Below are 26,829 nucleotides of genomic sequence, written 5' to 3'. Positions count from 1 at the left end.
GATTCCTTAGGCAGTCTTGGCGACGCGAGCCGCCTTGCGCTGACGTTTGACCAGCTCGCTGGCCAGTTCCAGGTAGGCCGCGGCCCCCTTGGAGCTCTTGTCGTAGACCAGGGCGGGCATGCCGTAGCTGGGCGCTTCGGCCAGGCGGACGTTGCGCGGAATGATGGTTTCGTAGAGCTCGTCGCCGAAGTGCTGCTTGAGCTGGGCGGCGACGTCGTTGGCCAGGCCGATGCGCGGATCGAACATGGTGCGCAGCAGGCCCTCGATCTTCAGCTGCGGATTCAGCCGCTGGGCGATGTGCTGGATGCTGCCGACCAGATCGGTCAGGCCTTCCAGGGCGAAGTACTCGCACTGCATGGGAATGATCACGCCATCGGCGGCCACCAGGCCGTTGATGGTCAGCATGGACAGCGACGGCGGGCAGTCGATGAGCACGTAGTCGTAGTTGTCCCGCACTGGCGCCAAAGCATCGCGCAGGCGACTCTCGCGCCCGGGCAGTTCCAGCAGCTCCACTTCCGCGGCGGTGACGTCGCGGTTCGAGGGCAGCAGCTGATAGCCGCCGTGCTCGGAGAAGTGCATGGCGTCGAGCAGGCCGCAGGCCCCGGTGAGGACGTCCAGCACCGAATGCTCCAGGGCGTGCTTGTCGACCCCGCTGCCCATGGTGGCGTTACCCTGGGGATCGAGATCGATCAGCAGCACCTTGCGCCGGTTGGTGGCGGCCAGAGAAGCGGCGAGATTGATGCACGTCGTGGTCTTGCCCACCCCGCCCTTCTGGTTGGCTATCGCGTAAACCTTGGCCATGTACCGCCTTACCCCTCTCCGTTCGTGCGGCGCAGTATCAGCAAGTGCCGCTGGCCTTGGCAACCGGGAACCGCGAGGACGTGCGCCGCCGCAACCCGGAAATCCGCTGGTAGCTTGGCCAGCTCGTCGTCGGGGTGCAGCCCCTTCATCGCCAGCCACTGTGTTTGGTTGTCGCCCAGGTGGCGCGTCCAGGTGGCGAAGTCATCGATGGCGCTGAACGCCCGCGAGACGATGCCGGTGAAGGGCGCGGCAGGCTGATAGGCCTCGACACGGGCGTGGACCACCTCGAGATTGGCAAGGCCCAGTTCGATCTTGGCCTGGGTCAGGAAGCGGGTCTTCTTGCCGTTGCTGTCGAGCAGGGTGAAGCGCGACTCGGGAAAGAGGATCGCCAGGGGAATGCCCGGCATGCCGCCGCCACTGCCCACGTCCAGCCAGTGCCCGGCGCCCACGTAGGGGACGATGCTGAGGCTGTCCAGCAGGTGCCGCGAGACCATCTCGTTAGGGTCGCGCACCGCGGTGAGATTGTAGGCCTTGTTCCACTTGACCAGCAGGTCCAGGTAGCCCAGCAGTCGCTCTTCCACGGCGGCGGGCAGCGCCACGCCGAGGGTCTCGGCGCCCTGGCGCAGTTCGTTGGCTTGGATCGCGCTGGCCATCAGGCGCTGTGCTCCAGGCTACGACCGGCGCTGCGCTTCTTGAGGTGGATCAGCAGCAGCGAAACCGCCGCCGGGGTGACGCCCGGGATGCGCGAGGCCTGGCCCAGGGTTTCGGGACGGGCCTGGGCCAGCTTGTGCTGGATCTCCTTGGACAGTCCGGAAATGCTGGCGTAGTCGAGCTCCACCGGCAGTGCCACGGCGTCGCTGGCGCGCAGGCGCTGGATCTCGTCCTGCTGGCGATCGATATAGCCGGCGTACTTGGTCTTGATCTCGATCTGCTCGGCGACCTGGGTCTCGGCCGGCGTCTCGCCCACCGCGGCCAGCAGACCGGCATAGTCGATCTCCGGGCGGGCCAGCAGGTTCTGCAGGTTGTACTCGTGGTTGAGCGGGGTGCCGAAGCGCTCGGCGACCGCCATACCCTGGGGCGTGCCCGGACGGACCCAGATCGCCTTGAGACGTTGCTCTTCCAGGGCGATGCCTTCGCGCTTGGCCTCGAACAGCGCCCAGCGCTGGTCGTCCACCAGGCCCAGCTCGCGGCCCTTCTCGGTCAGGCGCAGGTCGGCGTTGTCCTCGCGCAGGATTAGCCGGTATTCGGCGCGCGAGGTGAACATGCGATAGGGCTCCTGGGTACCCAGGGTGATGAGGTCGTCGACCAGCACGCCGAGGTAGGCCTCGTCGCGACGCGGACACCAGGCCTCACGGCCCTGGGCACGCAAGGCGGCGTTGGCCCCGGCGAGCAGACCCTGGGCGCCGGCTTCTTCGTAACCGGTGGTGCCGTTGATCTGGCCGGCGAAGAACAGCCCGGCGATGACCTTGGTTTCCAGGCTGTACTTGAGATCCCGCGGATCGAAGAAATCGTATTCGATGGCGTAGCCGGGTCGCAGGATGTGGGCGTTCTCCATGCCGCGCATGGAGCGCACCACCTCGAGCTGCACATCGAAGGGCAGCGAGGTGGAGATGCCGTTGGGATAGAGCTCGTGGGTGGTCAGGCCCTCGGGTTCGAGAAAGACCTGATGGCTGTCCTTGTCGGCGAAGCGGTGGATCTTGTCTTCGATGGACGGACAGTAGCGCGGCCCTACCCCTTCGATCACGCCCGAGTACATGGGCGAACGATCCAGGTTGGCGCGGATGATGTCGTGGGTGCGGGCGTTGGTGTGGGTGATCCAGCAGCTGACCTGCGCCGGATGCTGCTCGCGATTGCCGAGAAAGGACATCACCGGCAGCGGGGTATCCCCGGGCTGCTCGGTCATCACCGAGAAGTCCACCGAGCGGCCGTCGATACGCGGCGGCGTGCCGGTCTTCAGGCGCGAGACCCGCAGCGGCAGTTCACGCAGACGCTGCGCCAGGGCAATGGCCGGCGGATCCCCGGCTCGTCCACCGCTGTGGTTCTGCAAGCCGATGTGGATAAGACCACCAAGGAAGGTCCCGGCGGTCAGCACCACGTTGTCGGCATGGAATTTCAGGCCCATCTGGGTGATCACGCCAGCGACGCGATCGCCTTCGACGATGAGGTCGTCGCAGGCCTGCTGGAATATCCACAGATTCGGCTGGTTTTCCAGGACGTAGCGGATGGCCGCCTTGTACAGCACGCGATCGGCCTGGGCGCGAGTGGCGCGCACGGCAGGTCCCTTGCGGCTGTTGAGAATGCGGAACTGGATGCCGGCGAGGTCCGTCGCCGCGGCCATGGCGCCGCCCAGGGCATCGATCTCCTTGACCAGATGGCTCTTGCCGATGCCGCCGATAGCGGGGTTGCAGCTCATCTGGCCGAGAGTTTCCACATTATGCGTGAGCAGCAGGGTGCGCACACCCATGCGAGCGGCCGCCAGGGCCGCTTCGGTACCGGCATGGCCGCCGCCGATCACGATGACGTCGAAACGGGAAGGAAAGTCCACCACGCACCTCGTGCCTGTTGGCAGGAATTCAAAGGAAAGCCGGCAAGTATAAGGCCTGGACGAGTCTTGCAGAAGGGGCTCTGGCCAAAAAATGACCAGGCGCAGGAGTAGACGCTCAATATAAACAATAGAGAAGAAAGTTTTAAAAGGACTGATATAGAGCTTATGTATATGCAGGCCCTTCGCTGTGGATAAGCTTATCCAGCCCTTGGCAGGCCTGGTCTGGGGAAAACCTGAACCCCGTGCACGTCTTGTGCTGTGGATGAATACAAGCTCTCAGCATCCTGTGGATCCTTTGCCTGCTTATCCACAGCGCGGGTCATAGACAGTTCGTGCACCGATTTATGGGCAGACCTCAGGCGGGTTTATCAACAGGGCTCTGGAAGGGGGAGGTGAGGACAGAAAAGGCCCGCATTGCACGGGCCTGCTAAAGCGGAGCAGGGATTACTTGCCGATGCAGAAGCTAGAGAAGATGCGGCCGAGCAGATCGTCGGAGCTGAAGGCGCCGGTGATCTCGCCGAGCACCTGCTGGGCCTGGCGCAGATCCTCGGCCAAGAGCTCGCCGGAACCGGCCAGGGTGAGCTGGCGATAGCCGTGGTCCAGGGTGCTGGCCGCCCGTTGCAGGGCATCCAGGTGACGACGGCGGGCGCTGAAGCCGCCTTCGGTGGTCTGCTCGAAGCCCATGCAGGCCTTGAGGTGCTCGCGCAGGGCCTCGACCCCTCCGCCATCGGTGGCGCTCAGGGCGATCTCCACCGGCGCGGTCGACGCCAGCAGTCCGGTGGGCTCACCGGTGAGGTCGGCCTTGTTGCGGATCACCGTCAGCTTGTCCAGCGGCGGCCTGGCGCTCAGCAATTCCGGCCAGAGCGCCTGGGGATCGCCGGCTTCCGGTGCGCTGGCGTCCACCACCAGCAGCACCCGATCGGCTCCGGCGATGGCGTCCAGGGCCCGCTGGACGCCGATCTGCTCCACACGGTCGTCGGTGTCGCGCAGACCGGCCGTATCGACCACGTGCAGCGGCATGCCATCCAGGTGGATATGTTCACGCAGGACATCGCGGGTGGTGCCGGCGATGTCGGTGACGATGGCGGCTTCGCGGCCGGCCAGGGCATTGAGCAGGCTGGACTTGCCGGCATTGGGGCGGCCGGCGATCACCACGGTCATGCCGTCACGCAGCAGGGCGCCACGATTGGCTTCGCGGCGGACCTCCTGCAATTCGGCCTGGACGCCCTCCAGCAAGCCCTGCACCCGGCCGTCGGCGAGGAAGTCGATCTCTTCCTCGGGAAAGTCGATGGCGGCCTCGACGTAGATACGCAGCTGGATGAGTTGCTCGACCAGGCTTTCCACGCGGCGGGAGAATTCGCCCTGCAGCGAGCGCAGGGCATTGCGCGCGGCCTGTTCGGTGCTGGCCTCGATGAGGTCGGCGATGGCCTCGGCCTGCGCCAGGTCGAGCTTGTCGTTGAGGAAGGCGCGTTCGCTGAACTCCCCTGGACGGGCCAGCCGCGCGCCCTCTTCCAGGGTCCGGCGCAGCAGCAGGTCGAGGATCACCGGGCCGCCATGGCCCTGGAGTTCCAGCACGTCTTCGCCGGTGAAGGAGTTGGGGCCGGGAAAGAACAGCGCGATGCCGGCGTCCAGCACGCTGCCGTCGGCGGCGAGGAAGTTGCCGTAGTGGGCATGTCGCGGGGGCAGCTCACGGCCGCAGATCGCCCGCGCCAGGGGGGCGGCCAGGGGTCCGGAGACGCGGACGATGCCGACCCCGCCGCGCCCGGTGGCGGTGGCGATGGCGGCGATGCTGTCGGAAGACAGGGACATGACGATCCTCCAGAAAGCACGACGCCCCAATCAAGGGGCGTCGTGTGGACAGGGTGAGCGGGGTCAGGCCTTCTTGCTGGCCGCCTCGATCTTCCGGGTAATGTACCACTGCTGCAGGATCGACAGGCAGTTGTTGACGATCCAGTACAGCACCAGACCGGCTGGGAACCACAGGAAAAAGAAGGTGAAGATGATCGGCATCATCTTCATGACCTTGGCCTGCATGGGATCCGGCGGTGCCGGGTTGAGCATCTGCTGCACCAGCATGGTGGCGCCCATGATGATCGGCAGGATGAAGAAGGGATCCTTGGCCGACAGGTCGGTGATCCAGAACATCCAGGGCGACTGGCGCATCTCGACGCTTTCCAGCAGCACCCAGTACAGCGCCAGGAACACCGGCATCTGCACCACGATGGGCAGGCAGCCACCCAAGGGATTGATCTTCTCCTTGCGGTACAGCTCCATCATCGCCTGGGACATCTTCTGGCGATCGTCGCCATGCTGTTCCTTCAGCGCCTGCAGTCGCGGGCCGACGGCGCGCATGCGGGCCATGGAACGGTAGCTGGCGGCGGACAGCGGGAAGAACAGCATCTTGATGATGATGGTCAGGACGATGATCGACCAGCCCCAGTTACCCAGGATGCTGTGGATATGCTGCAGCAGCCAGAAGATCGGCTGGGCGATGAACCACAGGAAGCCGTAGTCGACGGTCAGTTCCAGGCCGTGGGACAGGGTCTTGAGGTGCTCCTGGATCTTCGGACCGGCATAGAGGGTCAGCGAGGTCTCGCCCTTGCCACCCGCCGGCACGCTGAACTGCGGACCGGTGAAGCCGACGATGTAGTTGCCCTGGGCATCCTTGCGGGTGGTGATCTGGTGCTGCTCGTCCTTGTTAGGCACCCAGGCGGTGACGAAGTAGTGCTGCAGCCAACCGACCCAGCCGCCCTGCACGGATTCCTGCAGGCGGTTCTTGTCCATGTCGCTCATGGACACCTTGCGGTAGGGCTCGGCGGGAGTACCGACCGCGGCGCCCAGGTAGGTGGACACGCCGGTTGCGGTGGTGGCCGAGGGATCGCCGCTCTTGTCACGCTTGAGCTGGGCGTAGAGCACGCCGTTCCAGGCGCTGGCGCTGTGGTTGTCGATCAGGTAGCTGACCTGGATCTGGTAGGCGTCCGGGTTGATGCAAGTGATCTTCTTCTGCGCCTTCTCGGCGTCCGAGCAGTCGACCTTCAGGCCCCGGTGGAAGGTGAATCTCTTGATGTAGTCGACGCCATTGGCCTGGTACTTGAGATCCACCGCCAGTTGCGGCTGGCCATCGGCGAGCACGTAGCTGGACTGCGCCGAGGTGTACAGCGGACGACCGGCGCTGTTGGCGTCGGGACCGTTGGCACCGGTCAGCCCGCTCTGGGCCAGGTAAAGACGCTCGTTGCCGTTGTCGAACAGCATGAAGGGAACGTCGGGATGATCCTGGCGACGGGGATACTGCACCAGCCCGAGCTGGACGATGTCGCCGCCGCGGGGGTCGATGGCCACATCCAGAACGTCGGTACGCACCTTGATGAGCGCGGTGCTCGGCTGGGCGGCCGAGTTGTCCACCGGAGCGGCAGCCTTGGCATCGGCCGGTACATCGGTGGGTACGTTGGGGGTATCGCCCGGCAGGACGCTGGTCTGCGTCTTGGCCGTGGGCAGATCGGCCTGGCCGTAATCCTTATTCCACTGGAAAACCAGGGTGTAGGACACGATCGCCAAGGCGGCAATGAGTAGCGGGCGCTTGATATCCATGTTTACTCGGCCATCGAAGAGGTCGGGGCTGGGTTCTTTGCGGGAGGAACGGGATCGTATCCGCCTGAGTGCCAGGGATGGCACCGGCACAGTCGCCGTGTGGTCAGCCAGCCACCACGCAGCAGCCCGTGGCGCTCGATGGCTTCGAGAGCGTAACCGGAACAGGTCGGATAGAAACGACAGTGACTGGCCATCAAGGGGCTGATGGCATAACGGTAGAAGCGAATCAGCAGCAGGGCCGGTTTACGCATGAGCACCGTCGGGACTGTCAATGGGGTGGGCAATCGTCTTGCTCGCCTGGCGATTAAGACGTTTCCACAGTTGCAGCAGCTGATCGTGCAATTCGGGATTGTCGACCTCGCCAAGTCCCTTACGGGCGACGAAGACCAGATCGAAGCTGCCCAGGCGGTCCTGATTCAGACGGAAGGAATCTCGGATGACCCGCTTGATGCGATTGCGCTCGACAGAAAGCTTGACGCTTTTCTTGCCGATGACCAGCCCCAGGCGGGAATGGTCGAGCCCATTGGCATGGGCGAGCAGCAGCAGGTGCTTGCCGGATGCCTTGTGGGTGGGAGAGTCAAAGACCGCTTGGAACTGTTGGGAGCTCAGTAAGCGCCTGTCCCGACCGAAACCCTGACTCACCACCTGACCGGGCAATCAGATCGCCAGACGCTTGCGGCCTTTGGCACGGCGACGGGCGAGAACCTGACGGCCGTTCTTGGTTGCCATACGAGCACGGAAACCGTGGACACGGGCGCGCTTCAGGGTGCTGGGTTGGAAGGTGCGTTTCATGGACTTTTACCTAGGTGAAAGCGGCAAGGCATGAGTGCCCCGCGCAAAGAGACCGGCGATTCTAGAGAAAGCCTCGGTACAGGTCAATTTCCAACCAGCACCGGCTGGCAGGCGAGTGCGTAAATAAAATCAACAGGTCAGAAGGTTTTAAAAGACTGTTGAAGTGAATATGTATGGTGCAGCAGATTTCTGTGGATAGATCGTGGCAGCCCCGATCCAGGCTGGTCGGAGCGGCGGCGGAAAGTCTGTTTTCAACAGGTGGGGCGAAGGTGGTCAGGCTGTCCAGAGACTGTGGATAAGCAGAGCGGTTACGCACACCCGGATTATCCACAGAGAAAAACCCTAGGATGTCCAGAGAGGTCAGACGGCCTTATCCACAGTGCTGACGGTCATGCGGCTGGCTCCGGCGGTCGTGGTAGGTATCTGCCGGGAAACTGCGCGGTCATGTGGATAACCCGGGTGGGGAGGGATACAATGGGCGTTTGCTCATGGCCCGTCCGGGCCGCTCCAGTTCTTGGGAGACGCTGTGTCGGTCGAACTCTGGCAACGTTGCGTGGATGTGCTGCGCGACGAGTTGCCTTCGCAACAATTCAATACCTGGATCCGGCCACTACAGGTGGAAGCGGAAGGGGATGAGCTGCGGGTGTTCGCGCCCAATCGCTTCGTGCTCGACTGGGTCAACGAGAAATACCTGGGTCGCCTGCTCGAATTGCTCGAGGAGCATGCCGACGACGGTATTGCCCCGGTGCTGTCCCTGCTGATCGGCAGCAAGCGCAGCAACAAGCCGCGCGCTGTCCAGACGCCGAGCAGCCAGAGCGCTCCGCTGCCACCACCGGTGCAGGCGCCGCAACCAATCCAGTCGGATATCGTCACGGCGGGCGTCGCCCTGGAAGACGTGACGGCGGAATTGGCCGACGAGCCGGCCGTCAAGACCGAACGTACCGTGCAGGTGGAGGGTGCGCTCAAGCACACCAGCTATCTGAACCGCACCTTCACCTTCGAGAACTTCGTCGAGGGCAAGTCCAACCAGCTGGCCCGCGCGGCGGCCTGGCAGGTGGCGGACAATCCCAAGCACGGTTACAACCCGCTCTTCCTCTATGGGGGCGTGGGTCTGGGCAAGACCCACCTGATGCACGCAGTGGGCAATCATTTGCTCAAGCGCAATCCGAACGCCAAGATCGTCTATCTGCATTCGGAGCGCTTCGTCGCCGACATGGTCAAGGCGCTGCAGCTCAATGCCATCAACGAATTCAAGCGCTTCTACCGCTCGGTGGATGCGCTGCTGATCGATGACATCCAGTTCTTCGCCCGCAAGGAGCGTTCGCAGGAAGAGTTTTTCCACACCTTCAACGCCCTGCTTGAAGGTGGACAACAGGTGATCCTCACCAGCGACCGCTATCCCAAGGAGATCGATGGTCTGGAAGAGCGCCTCAAGTCGCGCTTCGGCTGGGGTCTCACCGTGGCGGTGGAGCCGCCGGAGCTGGAGACGCGGGTGGCGATCCTGATGAAGAAGGCCGACCAGGCCAAGGTGGATCTGCCCCATGACGCCGCCTTCTTCATCGCCCAGCGCATCCGTTCCAACGTGCGGGAACTGGAAGGCGCGCTCAAGCGGGTGATCGCCCATGCCCACTTCATGGGCCGGGACATCACCATCGAACTGATCCGCGAGTCGCTCAAGGACCTTCTGGCGCTGCAGGACAAGCTGGTCAGCATCGACAACATCCAGCGCACCGCGGCCGAGTACTACAAGATCAAGATCGCCGATCTGCTGTCCAAACGCCGCTCGCGTTCGGTCGCTCGGCCGCGGCAAGTCGCCATGGCGCTATCCAAGGAACTGACCAACCACAGCCTGCCGGAAATCGGCGATGCCTTTGGCGGACGCGATCACACGACGGTGTTGCACGCCTGTCGCAAGATCGCCGAACTTCGGGAATCCGACGCGGATATTCGCGAGGATTACAAGAACCTGCTGCGTACCCTGACCACCTGACGGACGCGGCCCTGGCAAGGACCTGACCATGCATTTCACCATTCAACGCGAAGCCCTGTTGAAACCGCTGCAGCTAGTGGCCGGTGTCGTGGAACGTCGGCAAACGCTGCCGGTGCTGTCCAACGTACTCCTGGTCGTGGAAGGCCAGCGCCTCTCGCTGACCGGGACCGACCTGGAAGTCGAGCTGGTTGGCCGGGTCGATCTGGAAGAAGCCGCCGAAGCCGGCGAGATCACCGTGCCGGCGCGCAAGCTGATGGACATCTGCAAGAGCCTGCAGCCCGATGCGCTGATCGACATCCGCACCGAGGAGCAGAAGCTGCTGATCCGCGCCGGACGCAGCCGTTTCACCCTGTCCACCCTGCCGGCCAACGACTTCCCCACCGTGGAGGAAGGTCCGGGTTCGCTGAAATTCAGCATCCCCCAGGGTCGCTTGCGCCGCCTGATCGAGCGCACCGGCTTTGCCATGGCCCAGCAGGACGTGCGCTACTACCTCAACGGCATGCTGCTGGAAGCCAGCACCGGTCGCCTGCGCGCCGTGGCCACCGATGGGCACCGCCTGGCCATGTGCATGCTGGAGGCCGACGTCGACCAGGCCGAGAAGCACCAGGTCATCGTGCCGCGCAAGGGCATCCTGGAACTGTCGCGCCTGCTCACCGAACCGGAAGAGCCGGTCAACGTGGTCCTCGGCCAGCACCATATCCGCGCCACCACCGGTGACTTCACCTTTACCTCCAAGCTGGTGGACGGCAAGTTCCCCGACTACGAGCGCGTGCTGCCGCGGCATGGCGACAAGCTGGTACTGGGCGAGCGTCAGCACCTGCGCGAGGCCTTCAGCCGCACCGCCATCCTCTCCAACGAGAAGTACCGCGGCATCCGCCTGCAGCTGGAAAACGGCTTCATGAAGATCCAGGCCAACAACCCGGAGCAGGAAGAGGCCGAGGAAGAGCTGCAGGTCGACTACGACGGCGGCAGCCTGGAGATCGGCTTCAACGTCAGCTACCTGCTCGACGTACTCGGCGTGATGACCACCGACCAGGTGCGCATCACCCTGTCCGATTCCAGCAGCAGTGCGCTGTTGCAGGAGGCGGGCAACGACGATTCCTCTTATGTCGTGATGCCGATGCGCCTCTGATCGCCGCTCGATGACGCTGATCCGTTTCAATGCCGACCGCCTGCGCAATCTGCAGGCGGTCGCGCTTCAGCCCTCGCCCCGGGTCAACCTCCTGCATGGCGCCAACGGCAGTGGCAAGACCAGCCTGCTGGAAGCCATCCACCTGCTGGGCCTGGCGCGCTCCTTTCGCAGCACCAAACTGGCGCCGGTCATCCAGCACGAGCAGGCCAGTTGCACGGTGTTCGGCCAGGTGCGGCTGCCCGGGGGCCAGGACTGCAACCTGGGCATCCAGCGCGAGCGCGGCGGCGACTACCAGATTCGCATCAATGGCGAGAATGCCCGCAGCGCAGCGCAGCTGGCCGAGGTGCTGCCACTGCAGCTGATCAACCCCGACGGCTTCCGGCTGCTCGAAGGCAGTCCCAAGATCAGGCGGCAGTTTCTCGACTGGGGCGTGTTCCACGAGGAACAGCGTTTCCTGCCGCTGTGGCAACGCCTGCAAAAGGCGCTCAGGCAGCGAAATCACTGGCTCAGACGTGGTAAAATCGACCCTGCGGCGCAGGCCGCCTGGGATCAGGAACTGGCCCTGGCCAGCGCAGAGATCGATGGCTTTCGCCAGGCCTATATCCAGCGTCTGAAGCCGGAATTCACCGCGGTACTGGCCGAGCTGATCCGGCTCGATGGCCTGACCCTGAGCTACTACCGCGGCTGGGACCGCGAGCGCGATCTGCGCGAGGTGCTGGCGGACAGTCTGCCGCGGGATCTGCAGCTGGGGCATACCCAGGCCGGTCCCCAGCGCGCCGACCTACGGATCCGCATCGGCAACCACAACGCGGCGGACATCCTGTCGCGCGGCCAGCAGAAGCTGGTGGTGTGCGCGTTGCGCATCGCCCAGGGGCGGCTGGTCAACCAGGTCAAGCGGGGCCAGTGCGTCTATCTCATCGACGACCTGCCCTCGGAACTGGACGAGGGACACCGGCTGGCCTTGTGCCGGCTGCTGGAGGCACTGGAGTGCCAAGTCTTCATCACCTGTGTCGAGCGCGAGACGCTACAGGCCGCCTGGCGGCCGGAGACAGAGGTCAGCGTGTTTCACGTGGAACACGGCCATATCAAGCAGACCCACACTAGCGGGAGCCAAGCATGAGCGAGACCAATACCTACGACTCTTCCAGCATTAAGGTGCTGAAGGGACTGGATGCCGTGCGCAAGCGCCCCGGCATGTACATCGGCGACACCGATGACGGCACCGGCCTGCACCACATGGTCTTCGAGGTGGTGGACAACTCCATCGACGAGGCCCTGGCCGGCTTCTGCAGCGAGATCAGCATCACCATCCACATGGATGAATCCATCACCGTGCGCGACAACGGCCGCGGCATCCCGGTGGACATCCACAAGGAAGAAGGCGTCTCGGCCGCCGAGGTCATCATGACCGTGCTGCACGCCGGCGGTAAGTTCGACGACAACACCTACAAGGTGTCCGGCGGCCTGCACGGCGTGGGCGTCTCGGTGGTGAACGCCCTGTCCGAGGAGCTGCGGTTGACCATTCGCCGCGCCGGCCAGCTGTGGGAGCAGGTCTATGTGCACGGCGTACCCCAGGCGCCGCTGGCAGTGATCGGCGAGACCGACACCACCGGTACCCAGGTGCATTTCAAGCCGTCCGCCGAGACCTTCAACAACATCCAGTTCAGTTGGGACATCCTGGCCAAGCGGATTCGCGAGCTGTCCTTCCTCAACTCCGGTGTCGGCATCGTCCTGCGCGACGAGCGCAGCGGCAAGGAAGAGCTGTTCAAGTACGAGGGTGGCCTGCGTGCCTTCGTCGACTACCTGAACACCAACAAGACCGCGGTGAACGAGGTATTTCACTTCCAGGTGCAGCGCGAGGACGATGGCGTCGGCGTGGAAGTGGCGTTGCAGTGGAACGACAGCTTCAACGAGAACATCCTCTGCTTCACCAACAACATTCCCCAGCGCGATGGCGGCACCCACTTGGCGGGCTTTCGCTCGGCGCTGACGCGCAACCTGAACAGCTACATCGAGGCCGAGGGCCTGGCCAAGAAGTTCAAGGTGGCCACCACCGGTGACGACGCCCGTGAAGGCCTGACCGCCATCATCTCGGTCAAGGTGCCGGATCCCAAGTTCTCCTCCCAGACCAAGGACAAGCTGGTCTCCTCCGAGGTGAAGACCGCGGTGGAACAGGAGATGGGCAAGCACTTCTCCGACTTCCTGCTGGAGAATCCCAACGAAGCCAAGGCGGTGGTCGGCAAGATGATCGACGCGGCCCGGGCCCGGGAAGCGGCGCGCAAGGCGCGCGAGATGACCCGCCGCAAGGGCGCCCTGGACATCGCCGGCCTGCCGGGCAAGCTGGCGGACTGCCAGGAGAAGGATCCGGCGCTGTCCGAACTCTACATCGTGGAGGGTGACTCCGCCGGTGGTTCGGCCAAGCAGGGCCGCAATCGGCGCACCCAGGCGATCCTGCCGCTCAAGGGCAAGATCCTCAACGTGGAGAAGGCGCGCTTCGACAAGATGCTTTCCTCCCAGGAGGTGGGCACCCTGATCACCGCGCTGGGCTGCGGCATCGGTCGCGAAGAATTCAACATCGACAAGCTGCGCTACCACAACATCATCATCATGACCGATGCCGATGTGGACGGTTCGCACATCCGTACCCTGCTGCTGACCTTCTTCTTCCGCCAGATGCCGCTGCTGATCGAGCGGGGCTACATCTACATCGCCCAGCCGCCGCTGTACAAGGTGAAGCGTGGCAAGCAGGAGCAGTACATCAAGGACGACGAGGCGATGGAGGAATACCTGACCCAGACCGCTCTGGAAGAGGCCAGCCTGCACGTCAACGAGAATGCCCCGGGTCTGTCCGGCGTGGAACTCGAGAAGCTGGTGAACAGCTATCGCCAGGTGATGAAGACCTTCAAGCGCCTGTCGCGGCTGTATCCGGCCGACGTCAGCGAACACCTGCTGTACCTGCCCCGCGTGGGCGTGGAGCAACTGGGTGACGAGGCCGCCATGCGGCAGTGGCTGGCCAGCCTGGAGACGCGCCTGAAGTCCGCCGAGCGCAATGGCACCACCTACACCCTGAGCCTGCGCGAAGACCGCGAGCGCAGCCTGTGGCTGCCGGAAGTCGAGACCCGCGCCCATGGCCTGTCCAGCTACGTCACCTTCAACCGGGATTTCTTCGGCAGCAACGATTACCGCCTGGTGACCGAGCTGGCCGCCCAGCTTGACAACCTGCTGGAAGAAGGCGCCTATGCCAAGCGCGGTGAACGCCGTCGCCCGGTCAGCACCTTCAAGGAAGCCTGGGAATGGCTGATGACCGAGACCAGCAAAAGATTCAACATTCAGCGCTACAAGGGCCTGGGTGAGATGAATCCGGATCAGCTGTGGGAAACCACCATGGATCCGAACGTGCGTCGCATGCTGCAGGTGACCATCGAGGATGCCGTGGCCGCCGACCAGATCTTCAACACCCTGATGGGCGATCACGTGGAGCCGCGTCGCGACTTCATCGAGAGCAACGCCCTGGCGGTGTCGAACCTCGACGTCTGATCGCCTGCGGTTATGCACAAGCCCCGCCATGCGGGGCTTTTTTGTGGAAAACATTCTGGCTAGAGAGTCGCGCCGTTTCGTTCCCCGGGAACGAACGCCGTTCATCTTATAGCCGAAGGTTTTGTGGATAGTTTTCCTCAGCCGCTTTTGATCGACGCCGAAAAGGTGCGCAAAGGGGCCGTGCCATGCGGCATAGAGACACAGGCTATAACGAACGGTCCTGTGGATAAGCCTGGGAATAAGCTTGTCGGTACTTGTGGATGAAGGTCAATCCGCGCTAGCAGAGCAAAATTCGGGCGCACCAAAAGCCTGGCACAGCCTGTGGATAAGTCTGTGGGAAAAGTGCGGAAAAGAAGTGGAAACGGCCAGGCCTCGCGGCCTGGCGATCAGGCTACGCAGCGCTCGGCCGGGCTGGCGTCAGGCTTGGGCGCCAGGGCCTGCTCGATGAAGGCGAAGCAGCGGGCGTTGAGATCGACGATGGCGCGCGGATCCTGGCCCTGGGGATAGAGCAAGGGACCGATGCTGACCTTGATGGTCCCCGGCGACTTGATCCAGGAGCGATTGGGCCAGTAGGCGCCGGCATCGTGGGCGATGGGCAGGATGGGCACGTTCAGGCTGCAGGCCAGGGCGGCGCCACCGCGGGAGAACTTGCCCATCTGGCCGTAATCGATGCGGGTGCCCTGGGGAAAGATCAGTACCCAGCAGCCCTGGGCGAGATAACGGCCGCCCTGCTCGGTCAGCTGCTGCAGGGCCAGCTTGCCGTTGTCGCGGTCGATGGCGATGGGCTTGAGCAGCGAGAAGGCCCAGCCAAAGAAGGGGATCCTGAGCAATTCGCGCTTGATCACCTGGGAAGTGGGCTCGAACTGGGCGGACAGGAAGAAGGTTTCCCAAGTGCTCTGGTGGTTGGCCACGATCACGCAGGGCTGCGCCGGGACGTTTTCCAGGCCGTCAATCTCGTAGCGGATGCCGCAGATGACCTTGGCCAGCCAGACGGCGAAACCGGTCCAGGCTTTGACCACCAGCCGATAGCGGGCGCGATAGGCCAGGAAGGGGGCGATCAGCAGGCTGACGCAGGACCAGAGGATGCCGCTGGTCCCCAGCAGCACATAGAACAACAGGGTACGCAAGAGCCGCATCAGGGCGCTTCCTCGAGCAGATGATCAGCCACCGCGGCCAGGTCGGCGAAGACCCGGGTGCCGGATGGCAAAGGCTTGGCCAGGGTGCGCTCACCCTTGCCGGTACGCACCAGGCAGGGCGTGCAGCCAAGGGCCACGCCGGCTTCCAGGTCGCGCAGGCTGTCACCCACCACCGGGACACCGCTCAGGTCGGTACGTCCATAGTGGTGGGCGATGGCGCGAAACAGGCCGGGCAGCGGCTTCCTGCAGTCGCAGCCTGCTTCCGGGCCATGGGGGCAGTGGAGGATCAGGTCGATCCGACCGCCCTCCTCCGCCAGCAACCGCCGCAGTTTCTCATGCATGGCCGCCAGGTCGTCTGCCGTGAAGTAGCCGCGCGCCAGGCCGGACTGGTTGGTGGCCACGGCCACCTGCCAGCCGGCCCGGTTCAGGCGGGCGATGGCGGCGAGGCTGCCGGGCAGCGGTTGCCACTGCTCGGCGCTGCGCACGTAGTCATCGGAATCGACATTGATGACGCCATCGCGGTCCAGCACGATCAGCTTCATGCCCTAGCCCAGCACCGAGATGTCGGCGATGCCCAGGAACAGGCCACGCAGGTGGGCGAGCAGCGCATAGCGGTTGGCGCGGACGCGCTCGTCCTCGGCATTGACCAGCACCTCGTCGAAGAAGGCATCCACCGGGGCGCGCAGGCTGGCCAGGCGCTCCAGGGCTTCGCGATAACGACGGGCTTCGGCCAGGGGCGCGGCATCCCGCTCGGCCGCGGCGATCGCCGCGGCCAGGGTGCGCTCGGCCTCGGTTTCGAACAGCGCGGGGTCGGCCTGGGTGGCGACCGTGCCCTCGAACTTGCCGAGCAGGTTGGAGACGCGCTTGTTGGCGGCGGCCAGGGCTTCGGCCTCGGGCAGGCGACGGAAGGCCTGCACGGCCTGGACGCGCTGATCGAAGTCCAGCGCCGAAGCCGGACGCAGGGCGCGTACCGCCAGGTAGGCCGCGGTGTCGACGCCTTCGTCCTCGTAGCGGGCCCGCAGGCGGTCGAAGACGAAGTCCAGCACCTGCTCCTGCAGTCCTGCGGCCTTGACCCGCTCGCCGTAGCCGGCGATGGCGAAGGCGACGGCCGCCGGCAGATCCAGCTCCAGGCCCTTCTCGATGAGGATGCGCAGCACGCCCAGGGCCTGACGGCGCAGGGCGAAGGGATCCTTGCTACCGGTGGGCAGCATGCCGATGCCGAAGATGCCGACCAGGGTGTCGAGCTTGTCGGCCAGGGCCACGGCGGCACCGGTCAGGGTCTGCGGCAGCTCGGCGCCAGCGCCGCGCGGCATGTACTGCTCGTTGAGCGCCAGGGCCACGTCTTCGGCCTCGCCGCCCTTTTTGGCGTAGTAGTAGCCGGCGATACCCTGCATCTCGGGAAATTCGCCGACCATCTCGGTGGCCAGGTCGCACTTGGCGAGGACGCCGGCACGGTGGGCGCGCTCGGCATCACCGCCGATGCGTTCGGCGATGGAGGCGGCCAGGGCGGCGACGCGCTGGGCCTTGTCGTAGACGGTGCCGAGCTGGGCCTGGAAGACCACGTTCTTGAGGCGCTCGTTGAAGCTTTCTAGCGGCTGCTTCTGGTCCTGCTTGAAGAAGAATTCGGCATCGGTGAGACGGGGGCGGACCACCTTCTCGTTGCCGCTGACGATCTGCGCCGGATCCTTGCTCTCCAGGTTGGCCACGGTGATGAAACGCGGCAGGAGCTTGCCCTGGGCGTCCAGCAGGCAGAAGTACTTCTGGTTGTCCTGCATGGTGGTGATCAGGGCTTCCTGGGGCACCTCGAGGAAGCGTTCCTCGAAGGCGCAGACCAGCGGCACCGGCCATTCCACCAGGGCGGTCACCTCGTCCAGCAGCGCGGGCGGCACCACGGCGCGGCCCTGCTCCGCCGCGGCCAGTTCGGCCACGCGGGATTCGATCAGCTGGCGCCGCTCGGCGAAGTCGGCCAGCACGTGGGCGGCGCGCAGGTCGGCGGCGTAGTGGGCCGGCGCGCTGATGCGCACGGCATCGGGATGATGGAAGCGATGGCCACGGGAGTCGCGTCCGGCGCGGCGGGTCAGGATCTCGCAGTCGATCACCTCGTCACCGAGCAGCATCACCAGCCACTGGGTCGGCCGCACGAATTCCTCGCGGCGGGCGGCCCAGCGCATGCGCTTGGGAATCGGCAGCTCGGCCAGGGAGGCTTCGACGATGCCGGGCAGCAGGCTGGCGGCCGGCTGGCCGGGAATGCTCTGGGAGAATCTCAGCTTGGGGCCGCTGCGATCGATGGCGCTGATGTCGACGCCACACTTGCGGGCGAAGCCCAGGGCCGCCTGGGTCGGCTGGCCATCGGTGCCGAAGGCGGCCTGGATCGGCGGGCCGTCCAGATTGACGCTACGCTCGGGCTGCTGGGTCTGCAGGGCTTCGACCAGTACGGCCAGCCGGCGCGGGGCGGCATAGGCACGGGCGCTGGCATAGCCGAGACCGGCCTGCTTGAGGCCCTTCTCGATACCGGCGAGAAAGCTGTCGCCCAGGGTCTTGAGCGCCTTGGGCGGCAGTTCTTCGGTACCTAGTTCGACCAGGAAATCCAGAGTGGTGCTCATCATTCGCCCTCCTTGAGCAGCGCCTGGACATCGTCGCGACCCAGGACCTCGTCACGCAGCGCGGGGCTGGCCAGGGGAAAGCCCAGCCGGGCCCGGGCCTTGAAGTAGCCCTGGGCGACGCTGCGCGCCAGGGTGCGCACGCGCAGGATGTAGCGCTGGCGCTCGGTCACCGAGATGGCCCGGCGGGCGTCCAGCAGGTTGAAGGTGTGGGAGGCCTTGAGCACCATCTCGTAGGTGGGCAGCGGCAGGTCCAGGGCGATCAGGCGATTGGCCTCGGACTCGTAGAAGTCGAACAGTTCGAACAGCTTGGGCACATTGGCGTGCTCGAAGTTGTAGGTACTCTGCTCCACCTCGTTCTGGTGGAAGACGTCGCCGTAGGTCACGGTGCCGAAGGGGCCGTCGGCCCAGATCAGGTCATAGACCGAATCCACGCCCTGCAGGTACATGGCCAGACGCTCCAGGCCATAGGTGATCTCGCCGGTCACCGGGTAGCACTCGATACCGCCCGCCTGCTGGAAGTAGGTGAACTGGGTGACTTCCATGCCGTTGAGCCAGACTTCCCAGCCGAGACCCCAGGCGCCCAGGGTGGGCGATTCCCAGTTGTCCTCGACGAAGCGCACGTCGTGCACCAGCGGATCCAGGCCGATGGCGGCCAGGGAGCCCAGGTAGAGCTCCTGGAAGTTGTCCGGGTTGGGCTTGAGGACCACCTGGAACTGGTAGTAGTGCTGCAGGCGATTGGGATTCTCGCCGTAGCGGCCGTCGGTGGGGCGGCGGCTGGGCTGCACATAGGCGGCGTTCCAGGTCTCGGGACCGATGGCGCGCAGGAAGGTGGCGGTGTGGAAGGTACCGGCGCCGACTTCCATGTCATAGGGCTGGAGTACCACGCAGCCCTGCTCGGCCCAGTATTGCTGCAAGGCCAGGATCAAGTCTTGGAAGGTGCGCACGGTGGGCTTGGACTGGCTCACGAAAAATACCCGTTCGGCTGCGACGAAAAGCCGGAGAGTATAGCCGAAAGCCGTCGTCGCCCGCATGGGACTCGTGTCGCGGCCGGGCGGCTGGCCGGGTTGTCCGGACGGGCTGTCTCCGCTGGCGGGCAATTGCGCTAAGGTGAGGCCTTCCCTTCTCGACCGAGCCTTCACCATGCCGCGTTGCTTCTGGTGCACCGCCGATCCGCTGTACATCGAGTATCACGACCACGAATGGGGCGTGCCCCAGCGCGATCCGGCGGTACTCTTCGAATTCCTCTTGCTGGAAGGCTTCCAGGCCGGACTGTCGTGGATCACCGTGCTGAAGAAACGCGAGCGCTATCGTCAGGTGCTGCATGGTTTCGATCCCGCGCGCCTGGCGCAGCTGAGCGATGCCGAGATCGAGGTGCTGATGCAGGACCCGGGCATCATCCGCAATGGCGCCAAGCTGCGCGCCGCTCGTCAGAATGCCCAGGCCTGGCTGCGCCTCGAAGACCCTGCCGGCTGGCTGTGGTCCTTTGTCGGCGGCGCGCCCAGGATCAATCACTTTCGCGATCGCCAGGAGGTGCCGGCGATCACCCCAGAAGCCGAGGCCATGAGCAAGGCGCTCAAGCGGGCCGGTTTCACCTTTGCCGGTCCAACCATCTGCTATGCCTTTATGCAGGCCATGAGCCTGGTGATGGACCACACCCTCGATTGCGACCGCCATGCCGAATTGGCGTCTTCGTCGGCAGAACTGCAGGAAAAGTCGAATGTATAGGCGCCAGTTGGCGTGAACCTTACGCTTTCTTAACGTTTCCGGGACTTGTAGACGGTAAACTGTCTGGGCATTCAGACAGGAGCCCCTCTTTTGGAAAGATTCAAAGGCGCGCTGATGATCGCCTTCCTGCGCCTTTTCGCCCTGCTGCCCTGGCCGCTGGTCCAGCGCCTGGGTGGATTCATCGGCTGGTGCATGTGGAAGCTGCCGACCCGCGCCAGCAAGGTCACCCGCATCAACCTCGCCCACTGTTTTCCCGAACTCGATGCCGCCGGTCTGGAGCGACTGTCGCGCGAGTGCCTGCGCGGCATCGGCAAGACCCTGACCGAAAGCGCCTGCGCCTGGATCTGGTCGCCGCAGCGTTCGCTGCGTCTGGTGCGCGAAGTAGAAGGCATGGACGTCCTGCAGGAGGCCCTGGCTTCCGGCGATGGCGTGGTGGGCATCACCAGTCACCTGGGCAACTGGGAGTTGCTCAACCACTTCTACTGCTCCCACGCCAAGCCGATCATCTTCTACCGGCCGCCCAAGCTGAAGGCGGTAGACGACCTGCTCAAACGCCAGCGGGTGCAGCTGGGCAATCGCGTGGCGCCCTCCACCCCGGAAGGCATCATCAGCGTGATCAAGGAAGTCCGTCGCGGCGGCGCCGTGGGTATCCCGGCCGATCCCGAGCCGAGTCGCAGCGCCGGCCTCTTCGTACCCTTCCTCGGCACCACCGCCCTGACCAGCAAGTTCGTGCCCTCGCTGCTGGCCCGCGGCAAGGCCCGCGGGGTGTTCTTCCATGCCGTGCGCCTGGAAGACGGCAGCGGCTACAAGGTGATCCTGGAAGCCGCACCGCCGGCCATGTACGACCCGGATCCGGAGGTCTCGGTGGCGGCCATGAGCGAGGTGCTGGCCGGCTACGTGCGGCGCTATCCGACCCAGTACATGTGGAGCATGAAGAGGTTCAAGAATCGCCCGGATGGCGAGGAGAAGTGGTACTGAGGTCTAGCGCCCGGGTTCGGCCCGGGCGCCGAGGGGCAGGTGGTGGTCCCATGACCTATCGCTCGGCGCTTCGCCAGCACCGTTCGGTCGGTGCGTGGCTGACAGGCGCAGGGCTTTGCCGGAAGCTGCCAGGACCTCAAGGGAGCGCCTAAGCCAGGGAGTCAGGCGATGAATTCGCGCGATCAGCGCCAGCATACCCGTACCCCGCTCAAGTGCCGGCTATGGATCGCCTATCCGGATGGCGAGATCGTCGGCGAGACCCGCGACCTGTCCGATGGCGGCGTCTATGTGGTGCATCCCGAGCTGACCCGGCTGCCGCAGGGCACCCGCGTGGTCGGCCAGGTGCTCGACCTGCCGATCGAAGCGCCCAAGGTGACCATGGAAGTCATGCGCACCGACGGTGACGGCGCGGGGCTCAGGTTCCTGCGCGATCAGGACTGAGCGCGGCGCGCCAGGCGCTTGAGAAACACCGTCATCTCCTTTTCCGCCTGCTTGTCGCCCCTGGCCTGCGCCGCCTGCAGGCCCTGGATCCAGGCCGCCTCGGCGCTGGCCACGTCGCCACTTCCCTCATGGGCCTTGCCCAGCAGCTTCCAGGCCGCCGAATAGGCCGGATCGAATTCGACGCAGCGCGCCAGGTGCTCGATCGCCCGCGCGGGCTCCCCTGCATCCAGATAACCCTTGCCCAGACCGAATCTGAGCAGGGCGTTGTCCTGGCCGCGGGCGAGCATCTTCTCCAGGGATTCGAGCATGGCGGGACTCCTACTTGGCGATCTTGATCAGCTTGCAGTAATAGAAGCCGTCGTGGCCGTCGGGCTGCGGCAGGAGCTGGCGGCCATGGGGCTGGACGAGGCCCCAGGGGGCGGGGATGTCCAGTTCGCGGGCGCCCGGGGTGCGGGCGAGAAAGGCGGCGAGGTTGTCGCTGTTTTCTTCCGGTAGCACCGAACAGGTGGCATAGACCAGGATGCCGCCCACCTCCAGCGTCGGCCAGAGGGCGTCCAGCAATTCGCCCTGCAACTGCACCAGGGGCGCGATGTCGCTGACCTGGCGGGTCAGCTTGATGTCCGGATGGCGGCGGATCACCCCGGTGGCGCTGCAGGGGGCGTCCAGCAGGATGCGCTGGAAGGGCGTGCCGTCCCACCAGTCGGCCACGGCGCGGCCGTCGGCGGCCAGGGTGCGGGCGATGAGGCCCAGGCGGGCCAGATTTTGCTCGACCCGCTCCAGGCGGCCGACATCGGCGTCCAGCGCCACCACCTCGGCCAGCGCCGGTTCACGTTCCAGCAGGTGGCAGGTCTTGCCACCGGGCGCGGCGCAGGCGTCCAGCACCCGCTGGCCGGGCGCCAGCTCCAGGAGTTCGGCCGCCAGCTGGGCGGCTTCGTCCTGCACGCTGAGACGCCCCGCGGCAAAGCCCGGCAGCGCGGTGACGTCCTGGGGCTGCAGCAGGCGGATGCCATCGGCGCTGAAGGCGCAGGGCACGGCCTGGATGCCGGCGGCGGCCAGCTCGGCCAGATAGCCGTCGCGACTGCCCTGACGGCGATTGACCCTGAGGATCAGTGGCGGGTGCAGGTTGTTGGCCGTGGCGATGGCCTCCCACTGCTCCGGCCAGCGCGCCTTGAGGGCTTTCTGTAGCCAGCGTGGGTGGGCCAGGCGCGCGGCGGGATCATGCTCCAGGGCCGGCAGCAGGCTGTCGTATTCGCGCTGGGCGCGGCGCAGCACGGCGTTGAGCAGGCCCTTGGCCGAGGATTTCTTCAGCTTGTCGACGCAGCCCACCGTCTCACCGATGGCGGCATGGGCCGGGATGCGGGTATGGAACAGCTGGTATAGACCGATCAGCAGCAGGGCTTCGAGGTCGCGGTCGCCGGCCTTGAAGGGTTTATCCATGAGCTTTTCCGCCAGCAGCGACAGGCGCGGCTGCCAGCGGGCGGTGCCGAAGGCCAGATCCTGGGCCAGGGCGCGGTCACGCGGATCGACCTTGACCAGTTGCTCGGGCAGGCTGCTGCCGAGGGAGGCGCGGCCGGCAAGAACCGCCGCCAGGGCGCGGGTGGCCGCCAGGCGCGGATTCATAGACCCAGCACCTGCCCGGGGGCGAAGCGCTCGCGACGGGCGTTGTATAGATCGGCGAAGCCCAGCGGCTTGCCACCGGGCAGCTGCAGCCGGGTCAGGCGCAGGGCGCCCTCACCGCAGGCGACCAGCAGACCGTGGCGATCGGCATCCAGCACCATGCCGGGAACGCCCTGCCCTGCGGCCAGTTCGGCGGCCCAGACCTTGAGCGGTTCGCCGGCCAGGGCGGTGTGGCACAGCGGCCAGGGATCGAAGGCGCGGATACGGCGCTCCAGCTCCACCGCCGGATGGCCCCAGTCTAGCCGGGCCTCGTCCTTGTTGAGCTTGTGCGCATAAGTGGCCAGGTCATCGTCCTGCACCTCGCCCGGCAGGCTGCCCTCGGCCAGACCCGGCAGCACCTGGACCACGGCGGCGGCGCCCAGGCTGGCCAGGCGATCGTGCAGGCTGCCGCCAGTGTCGTCGGCGCTCAGCGGTGTGGTCACCTTGTTCAGCATGGGGCCGGTATCCAGACCGGCTTCCATGCGCATCACGGTGACCCCGGATTCGGCATCGCCGGCCTCCAGGGCGCGCTGGATGGGCGCGGCGCCGCGCCAGCGCGGCAGCAGCGAGGCGTGGCTGTTTATGCAGCCTAGGCGCGGGATGTCGAGCACCACCTGGGGCAGGATCAGGCCGTAGGCCACCACCACCAGCAGATCGGGCTCCAGCGCCGCCAGGGTGGCCTGGGCGGCGGGATCGCGAAGGGTCGGCGGCTGCTGCACGGGGATGCCGTGGCTCAGCGCCAGCTGCTTGACCGGACTCATGGCCAGTTTCTGGCCACGCCCGGCGGGGCGATCCGGCTGGGTGTAGACAGCGGCGATGGGATAACCGGCGTCGATCAGCGCCTGCAGGTGCACGGCGGCGAATTCCGGGGTTCCGGCGAAGACGAGGCGAAGGGATCTGGACATGGCGGACCTGGCGGAAAGGGCGAGCGGCGGACGCCGATGACGCCGTCCGCCAGGGCGATCAGGCCTTGTGGCGCTGCTGCTTTTCGAGCTTCTTCTTGATGCGATCGCGCTTGAGCGGCGACAGGTAGTCGACGAACAGCTTGCCGTCGAGGTGATCGATCTCGTGCTGGATGCACACCGCCAGCAGGCCGTCGCACTCCAGCTCGAAGGGCTTGCCGTCACGGTCCAGGGCTTTCACCCGGACGCGCTCGGGGCGACAGACCTTTTCGTAGAAACCGGGGATCGACAGGCAGCCTTCCTGGTACTCGCCCAGTTCCTGGGTGAGCGGCTCAGCCTCGGGATTGATGAAGACCAGGGGCTCGCTCTTGTCTTCGCTGACGTCGATCACCACCAGGCGGCGATGGACATTGACCTGGGTGGCGGCCAGACCGATGCCGGGCGCTTCGTACATGGTCTCGAACATGTCGTCGATGGTCTGGCGCAGGGCGTCGTCCACCGTGTCGATGGGCTTGGCGACGGTGCGCAGGCGGGGATCGGGGAATTCGAGGATGTCTAGGATCGCCATGGCGTTGAGGGCACTTGTGGAATACAGTCAAGGGGCGCTGCTAAGATGCCGCAGCGTTGTCTCCACCCGGCTCGGGCTGGTCCCGAAAGGTGGATGACGTCGGTCGACGGGGATGAGCGCCTGCGCTGCCCAGTGCCGACAGAGATGGCGATCAGGGCACGACTGGGGCGATTCCCCGACGTTTGCGTGAAGACGGTTCTTCAAGGCCAAGAGTGTAAAGGGATTCGACGCATGAGGAAATCTTTGTTCGCCCTGCTGCTGGCTGCAGCGGGCGCCCTGCAGTCGGCGTACGCAGCGGTCACCCTGCGTCAGGATCACCCGGAAAGCTACACCGTGGTCCGCGGCGATACCCTCTGGGACATCTCCGCCAGATTCCTCAGCAAGCCCTGGGAGTGGCCGGAGATCTGGCAGGCCAATCCGCAGATCAAGAATCCCCATCTCATCTATCCCGGCGATACCCTGGTGCTGAGCTACGTCGACGGCCAGCCGCGCCTGCAGCTCAACCGCGGCGCCTCGCGCGGCACGGTCAAGCTGTCGCCCACGGTACGCAGCACGCCCATCGCCGAAGCCATCCCGGCCATTCCGCTGGAAGCGGTCAACAGCTTCCTGCTGCAGAATCGCGCCATCGATTCGGCCGAACAGTTTCAGGCCGCGCCCTATGTGGTGGCCGGCAACGCCGAGCGGGTGGTGAGCGGCGCCGGCGATCGCATCTATGTGCGCGGCAAGTTGCAGCCGGGTGTCTCGGCCTATGGCATCTATCGCCAAGGCAAGACCTATGTCGATCCCAAGACCGGTGCCTTCCTCGGCATCAACGGCGACTTCATCGGCAGCGCCGATCTGGTTACCCAGGAAGGCGACATCGCCACCCTGAGACTGACCCGCACCACCCAGGAAGTGCGCCTGGGCGATCGCCTGTTCCCCACCGAGGAGCGGCTGGTGAATTCCACCTTCATGCCCAGCGCGCCAGCACGTGACATCAGCGGCCTGATTCTGGACGTGCCCCGTGGCGTCACCCAGGTCGGCCAGTTCGATGTGGTGACCCTGAACAAGGGCAGCCGCGATGGCCTGACCGAAGGCAATGTGCTGGCGGTCAACAAGACCGGCGAGACGGTGCGCGATCGCATCACCGGCGAGCTGGTGAAGATCCCCGACGAGCGCGCCGGCCTGCTGATGGTCTTTCGCACCTATGACAAGATCAGCTACGGCCTGATCCTGACCGCCACCCGCCAGCTGGAAATCATGGACAAGGTGCGCAACCCCTAACCCCCTCCCGGGTCGCCAGGATGGCGACCGGCCACCCTCAAGGATGACCCCATGGCCAGCCTCTCCCCTGCCGAGCTGGACGCCCGGCTTCGCTTGCATGCCCTGCCGGAACTCGGCGCCGTGCGCCAGCGCCTGCTGCTGGATGCCTTTGGCAGCGCCGCTGCCGCCCTCAGTGCCCCCGCTTCGGCCTGGCGCGCCCTGCGCTTGCCGGCGGTGGCCGCGGACGCCCGCCGCAGCCCGGCGACCCGCGAACGGGTCGACCAGGCCCTGGCCTAGCTGGACGGCCCCGAACGCCACCTGCTCTGCCTGGGTGACGACCGCTATCCGGCGTTGCTCGCCGAGATCGCCGATCCACCCCCGCTGCTGTTCGTCGAAGGGCAGGTCGAGCTGCTCGAACGGCCGCAGCTGGCCCTGGTCGGCAGTCGCCAGGCCAGTGCCCAGGGGTTGGACAACGCCCGGCGTTTCGCCCACAGCCTGGCCGCGGCCGGCTTCTGCATCACCAGCGGCTTGGCGCTGGGCATCGATGGCGCAGCGCATCAGGGCGCCCTGGAGGCCGGCGGCGGCACGGTCGCCGTGCTCGGCACCGGCCTACGGCAGCTCTATCCGCGTCGGCACCTGGGGCTCGCCCGGCGCCTGCTGGACGAGGGTGGTGCGCTGGTCTCGGAATTGCCGCTGGACTGCACGCCCCAGGCCGCCAACTTTCCGCGGCGCAACCGGATCATCAGCGGTCTCAGCCTGGGTACCCTGGTGGTGGAAGCCAGCCCTTCCAGCGGTTCGCTGATCACCGCGCGCCTGGCCGCCGAGCAGGGCCGCGAGGTCTTCGCCCTGCCCGGCTCCATCCATCATCCCGGCGCCCGCGGCTGTCATCAGCTGATCCGCGAGGGCGCGCAGCTGGTGGAGAGCGTGGAACACATCCTCGAAGCCCTGCAGGGCTGGCGCAGCCTGGCCCCACTCACTACCACCGCGGCGGTCGAGGAGCATCCCCTGCTGCGCCAGCTGGCCGCTGGACCGCTCAACAGCGAAGAGCTGGCGCGGCTCTGCGGCCTGTCGCTGCCGGAGGTGCTGGTCCAGCTGACCGAGTTGGAGCTGGAAGGCCGGGTAGTGGCGCAGCAGGGCAGCTGGAGTCGTCTCGGCTAGCGGTGGATGACTGGCATCGGCGGCCCGCTCGGGTA

Annotated in this window: 24 protein-coding genes and 1 pseudogene; 9 read left to right on the top strand and 16 right to left on the bottom strand. The window is 65.6% G+C overall.

Annotated elements, in window-relative coordinates; translation table 11 throughout:
* Nucleotides 1–6: 6 nt before the first annotated feature.
* The 8 genes from FHR73_RS14475 to rpmH all read right to left on the bottom strand — a co-directional run bounded on the left by FHR73_RS14475 (nucleotide 7) and on the right by rpmH (nucleotide 7,726).
* On the bottom strand, nucleotides 7–801 hold the full coding sequence (locus tag FHR73_RS14475; protein WP_183632188.1) for a ParA family protein: 795 nt from the start codon (nucleotides 799–801) through the stop codon (nucleotides 7–9).
* Between the two features lie 8 nt (nucleotides 802–809).
* On the bottom strand, nucleotides 810–1,454 hold the full coding sequence (gene rsmG / locus FHR73_RS14470) for a 16S rRNA (guanine(527)-N(7))-methyltransferase RsmG (RefSeq protein ID WP_183632186.1): 645 nt from the start codon (nucleotides 1,452–1,454) through the stop codon (nucleotides 810–812).
* The gene (gene mnmG, locus FHR73_RS14465) at nucleotides 1,454–3,346 is read right to left on the bottom strand and encodes a tRNA uridine-5-carboxymethylaminomethyl(34) synthesis enzyme MnmG (RefSeq protein ID WP_183632184.1); all 1,893 of its coding nucleotides are present in this window, start codon (nucleotides 3,344–3,346) and stop codon (nucleotides 1,454–1,456) included. The genes rsmG and mnmG overlap by 1 nt, the downstream gene beginning before the upstream one ends.
* Before the next feature lie 444 nt (nucleotides 3,347–3,790).
* Nucleotides 3,791–5,155, bottom strand: a complete 1,365-nt coding sequence (gene mnmE / locus FHR73_RS14460; RefSeq protein WP_183632182.1) for a tRNA uridine-5-carboxymethylaminomethyl(34) synthesis GTPase MnmE — start codon at nucleotides 5,153–5,155, stop codon at nucleotides 3,791–3,793.
* Between the two features lie 63 nt (nucleotides 5,156–5,218).
* A complete protein-coding gene (gene yidC / locus FHR73_RS14455; RefSeq protein WP_183632180.1) occupies nucleotides 5,219–6,934 on the bottom strand; it encodes a membrane protein insertase YidC in 1,716 nt (571 codons plus the stop codon).
* 2 nt (nucleotides 6,935–6,936) lie between these two features.
* Complete coding sequence (yidD, locus tag FHR73_RS14450) at nucleotides 6,937–7,185, bottom strand: membrane protein insertion efficiency factor YidD (RefSeq protein ID WP_183632178.1); 249 nt, start codon at nucleotides 7,183–7,185, stop codon at nucleotides 6,937–6,939.
* Nucleotides 7,178–7,579, bottom strand: coding sequence for a ribonuclease P protein component (rnpA, locus tag FHR73_RS14445; RefSeq protein ID WP_133860591.1), 402 nt, complete (start codon nucleotides 7,577–7,579; stop codon nucleotides 7,178–7,180). Before rnpA ends, yidD begins: the two co-directional genes overlap by 8 nt.
* Before the next feature lie 12 nt (nucleotides 7,580–7,591).
* On the bottom strand, nucleotides 7,592–7,726 hold the full coding sequence (gene rpmH, locus FHR73_RS14440) for a 50S ribosomal protein L34 (protein WP_017641476.1): 135 nt from the start codon (nucleotides 7,724–7,726) through the stop codon (nucleotides 7,592–7,594).
* A 526-nt stretch (nucleotides 7,727–8,252) separates the two neighbouring features.
* Here rpmH and dnaA point away from each other — a divergent pair.
* Genes dnaA through gyrB form a run of 4 tightly spaced genes read left to right on the top strand, consistent with a single transcriptional unit; the run spans nucleotide 8,253 to nucleotide 14,385 of the window.
* Entirely contained in the window at nucleotides 8,253–9,716 is a 1,464-nt protein-coding gene (dnaA, locus tag FHR73_RS14435) for a chromosomal replication initiator protein DnaA (RefSeq protein WP_183632176.1), read from the top strand.
* A gap of 28 nt (nucleotides 9,717–9,744) precedes the next feature.
* The gene (gene dnaN / locus FHR73_RS14430; RefSeq protein WP_007160136.1) at nucleotides 9,745–10,848 is read left to right on the top strand and encodes a DNA polymerase III subunit beta; all 1,104 of its coding nucleotides are present in this window, start codon (nucleotides 9,745–9,747) and stop codon (nucleotides 10,846–10,848) included.
* A gap of 10 nt (nucleotides 10,849–10,858) precedes the next feature.
* Nucleotides 10,859–11,968: a DNA replication/repair protein RecF gene (recF, locus tag FHR73_RS14425; protein ID WP_183632174.1), complete on the top strand. Its 1,110-nt coding sequence runs from the start codon at nucleotides 10,859–10,861 to the stop codon at nucleotides 11,966–11,968.
* The gene (gyrB, locus tag FHR73_RS14420) at nucleotides 11,965–14,385 is read left to right on the top strand and encodes a DNA topoisomerase (ATP-hydrolyzing) subunit B (RefSeq protein WP_183632172.1); all 2,421 of its coding nucleotides are present in this window, start codon (nucleotides 11,965–11,967) and stop codon (nucleotides 14,383–14,385) included. The genes recF and gyrB overlap by 4 nt, the downstream gene beginning before the upstream one ends.
* A gap of 386 nt (nucleotides 14,386–14,771) precedes the next feature.
* On the opposite strand, the gene FHR73_RS14415 is transcribed toward gyrB, so the two are convergent.
* Genes FHR73_RS14415 through glyQ form a run of 4 tightly spaced genes read right to left on the bottom strand, consistent with a single transcriptional unit; the run spans nucleotide 14,772 to nucleotide 19,089 of the window.
* Nucleotides 14,772–15,521: a 1-acyl-sn-glycerol-3-phosphate acyltransferase gene (locus FHR73_RS14415; RefSeq protein ID WP_183632170.1), complete on the bottom strand. Its 750-nt coding sequence runs from the start codon at nucleotides 15,519–15,521 to the stop codon at nucleotides 14,772–14,774.
* Entirely contained in the window at nucleotides 15,521–16,063 is a 543-nt protein-coding gene (gmhB, locus tag FHR73_RS14410) for a D-glycero-beta-D-manno-heptose 1,7-bisphosphate 7-phosphatase (protein WP_183632168.1), read from the bottom strand. The genes FHR73_RS14415 and gmhB overlap by 1 nt, the downstream gene beginning before the upstream one ends.
* A 3-nt stretch (nucleotides 16,064–16,066) precedes the next feature.
* Nucleotides 16,067–18,124 carry a glycine--tRNA ligase subunit beta gene (gene glyS / locus FHR73_RS14405; protein WP_183632166.1) on the bottom strand — a complete coding sequence of 686 codons (2,058 nt, stop codon included), beginning with the start codon at nucleotides 18,122–18,124 and terminating at the stop codon, nucleotides 16,067–16,069.
* Nucleotides 18,124–19,089, bottom strand: coding sequence for a glycine--tRNA ligase subunit alpha (gene glyQ, locus FHR73_RS14400; RefSeq protein ID WP_150340262.1), 966 nt, complete (start codon nucleotides 19,087–19,089; stop codon nucleotides 18,124–18,126). Before glyQ ends, glyS begins: the two co-directional genes overlap by 1 nt.
* 175 nt (nucleotides 19,090–19,264) lie before the next feature.
* On the opposite strand from glyQ, the gene FHR73_RS14395 reads away from it, so the two are divergent.
* The 3 genes from FHR73_RS14395 (at nucleotide 19,265) to FHR73_RS14385 (ending at nucleotide 21,268) form a co-directional block, all read left to right on the top strand.
* A complete protein-coding gene (locus FHR73_RS14395) occupies nucleotides 19,265–19,849 on the top strand; it encodes a DNA-3-methyladenine glycosylase I (protein ID WP_183632165.1) in 585 nt (194 codons plus the stop codon).
* Nucleotides 19,850–19,939: 90 nt separating this feature from the next.
* Nucleotides 19,940–20,827, top strand: coding sequence for a lysophospholipid acyltransferase (locus tag FHR73_RS14390; RefSeq protein ID WP_183632163.1), 888 nt, complete (start codon nucleotides 19,940–19,942; stop codon nucleotides 20,825–20,827).
* A 168-nt stretch (nucleotides 20,828–20,995) separates the two neighbouring features.
* On the top strand, nucleotides 20,996–21,268 hold the full coding sequence (locus tag FHR73_RS14385; protein ID WP_007160145.1) for a PilZ domain-containing protein: 273 nt from the start codon (nucleotides 20,996–20,998) through the stop codon (nucleotides 21,266–21,268).
* Here the strand turns inward: FHR73_RS14385 and FHR73_RS14380 are convergent.
* Genes FHR73_RS14380 through def form a run of 4 tightly spaced genes read right to left on the bottom strand, consistent with a single transcriptional unit; the run spans nucleotide 21,259 to nucleotide 24,394 of the window.
* Nucleotides 21,259–21,576 carry a tetratricopeptide repeat protein gene (locus FHR73_RS14380; protein WP_183632161.1) on the bottom strand — a complete coding sequence of 106 codons (318 nt, stop codon included), beginning with the start codon at nucleotides 21,574–21,576 and terminating at the stop codon, nucleotides 21,259–21,261. The two genes, FHR73_RS14385 and FHR73_RS14380, sit on opposite strands and share 10 nt — an antisense overlap.
* Nucleotides 21,577–21,586: 10 nt before the next feature.
* Nucleotides 21,587–22,888: a 16S rRNA (cytosine(967)-C(5))-methyltransferase RsmB gene (gene rsmB / locus FHR73_RS14375; RefSeq protein ID WP_183632159.1), complete on the bottom strand. Its 1,302-nt coding sequence runs from the start codon at nucleotides 22,886–22,888 to the stop codon at nucleotides 21,587–21,589.
* Entirely contained in the window at nucleotides 22,885–23,829 is a 945-nt protein-coding gene (gene fmt, locus FHR73_RS14370; protein WP_183632157.1) for a methionyl-tRNA formyltransferase, read from the bottom strand. The genes rsmB and fmt overlap by 4 nt, the downstream gene beginning before the upstream one ends.
* Nucleotides 23,830–23,887: 58 nt before the next feature.
* On the bottom strand, nucleotides 23,888–24,394 hold the full coding sequence (gene def / locus FHR73_RS14365) for a peptide deformylase (RefSeq protein WP_007160149.1): 507 nt from the start codon (nucleotides 24,392–24,394) through the stop codon (nucleotides 23,888–23,890).
* A gap of 231 nt (nucleotides 24,395–24,625) precedes the next feature.
* On the opposite strand from def, the gene FHR73_RS14360 reads away from it, so the two are divergent.
* The gene (locus tag FHR73_RS14360) at nucleotides 24,626–25,657 is read left to right on the top strand and encodes a LysM peptidoglycan-binding domain-containing protein (protein WP_183632155.1); all 1,032 of its coding nucleotides are present in this window, start codon (nucleotides 24,626–24,628) and stop codon (nucleotides 25,655–25,657) included.
* Between the two features lie 51 nt (nucleotides 25,658–25,708).
* Nucleotides 25,709–26,794, top strand: a pseudogene (gene dprA / locus FHR73_RS14355) (DNA-processing protein DprA).
* The last annotated feature ends 35 nt before the right edge of the window (nucleotides 26,795–26,829 follow it).

The sequence above is a fragment of the Pseudomonas sp. AS2.8 genome, from assembly GCF_014190935.1.
In the GTDB taxonomy this organism is placed as follows: Bacteria; Pseudomonadota; Gammaproteobacteria; order Pseudomonadales; family Pseudomonadaceae; genus Chryseomonas.
This window is presented reverse-complemented; position numbering and strand designations above follow the sequence as displayed.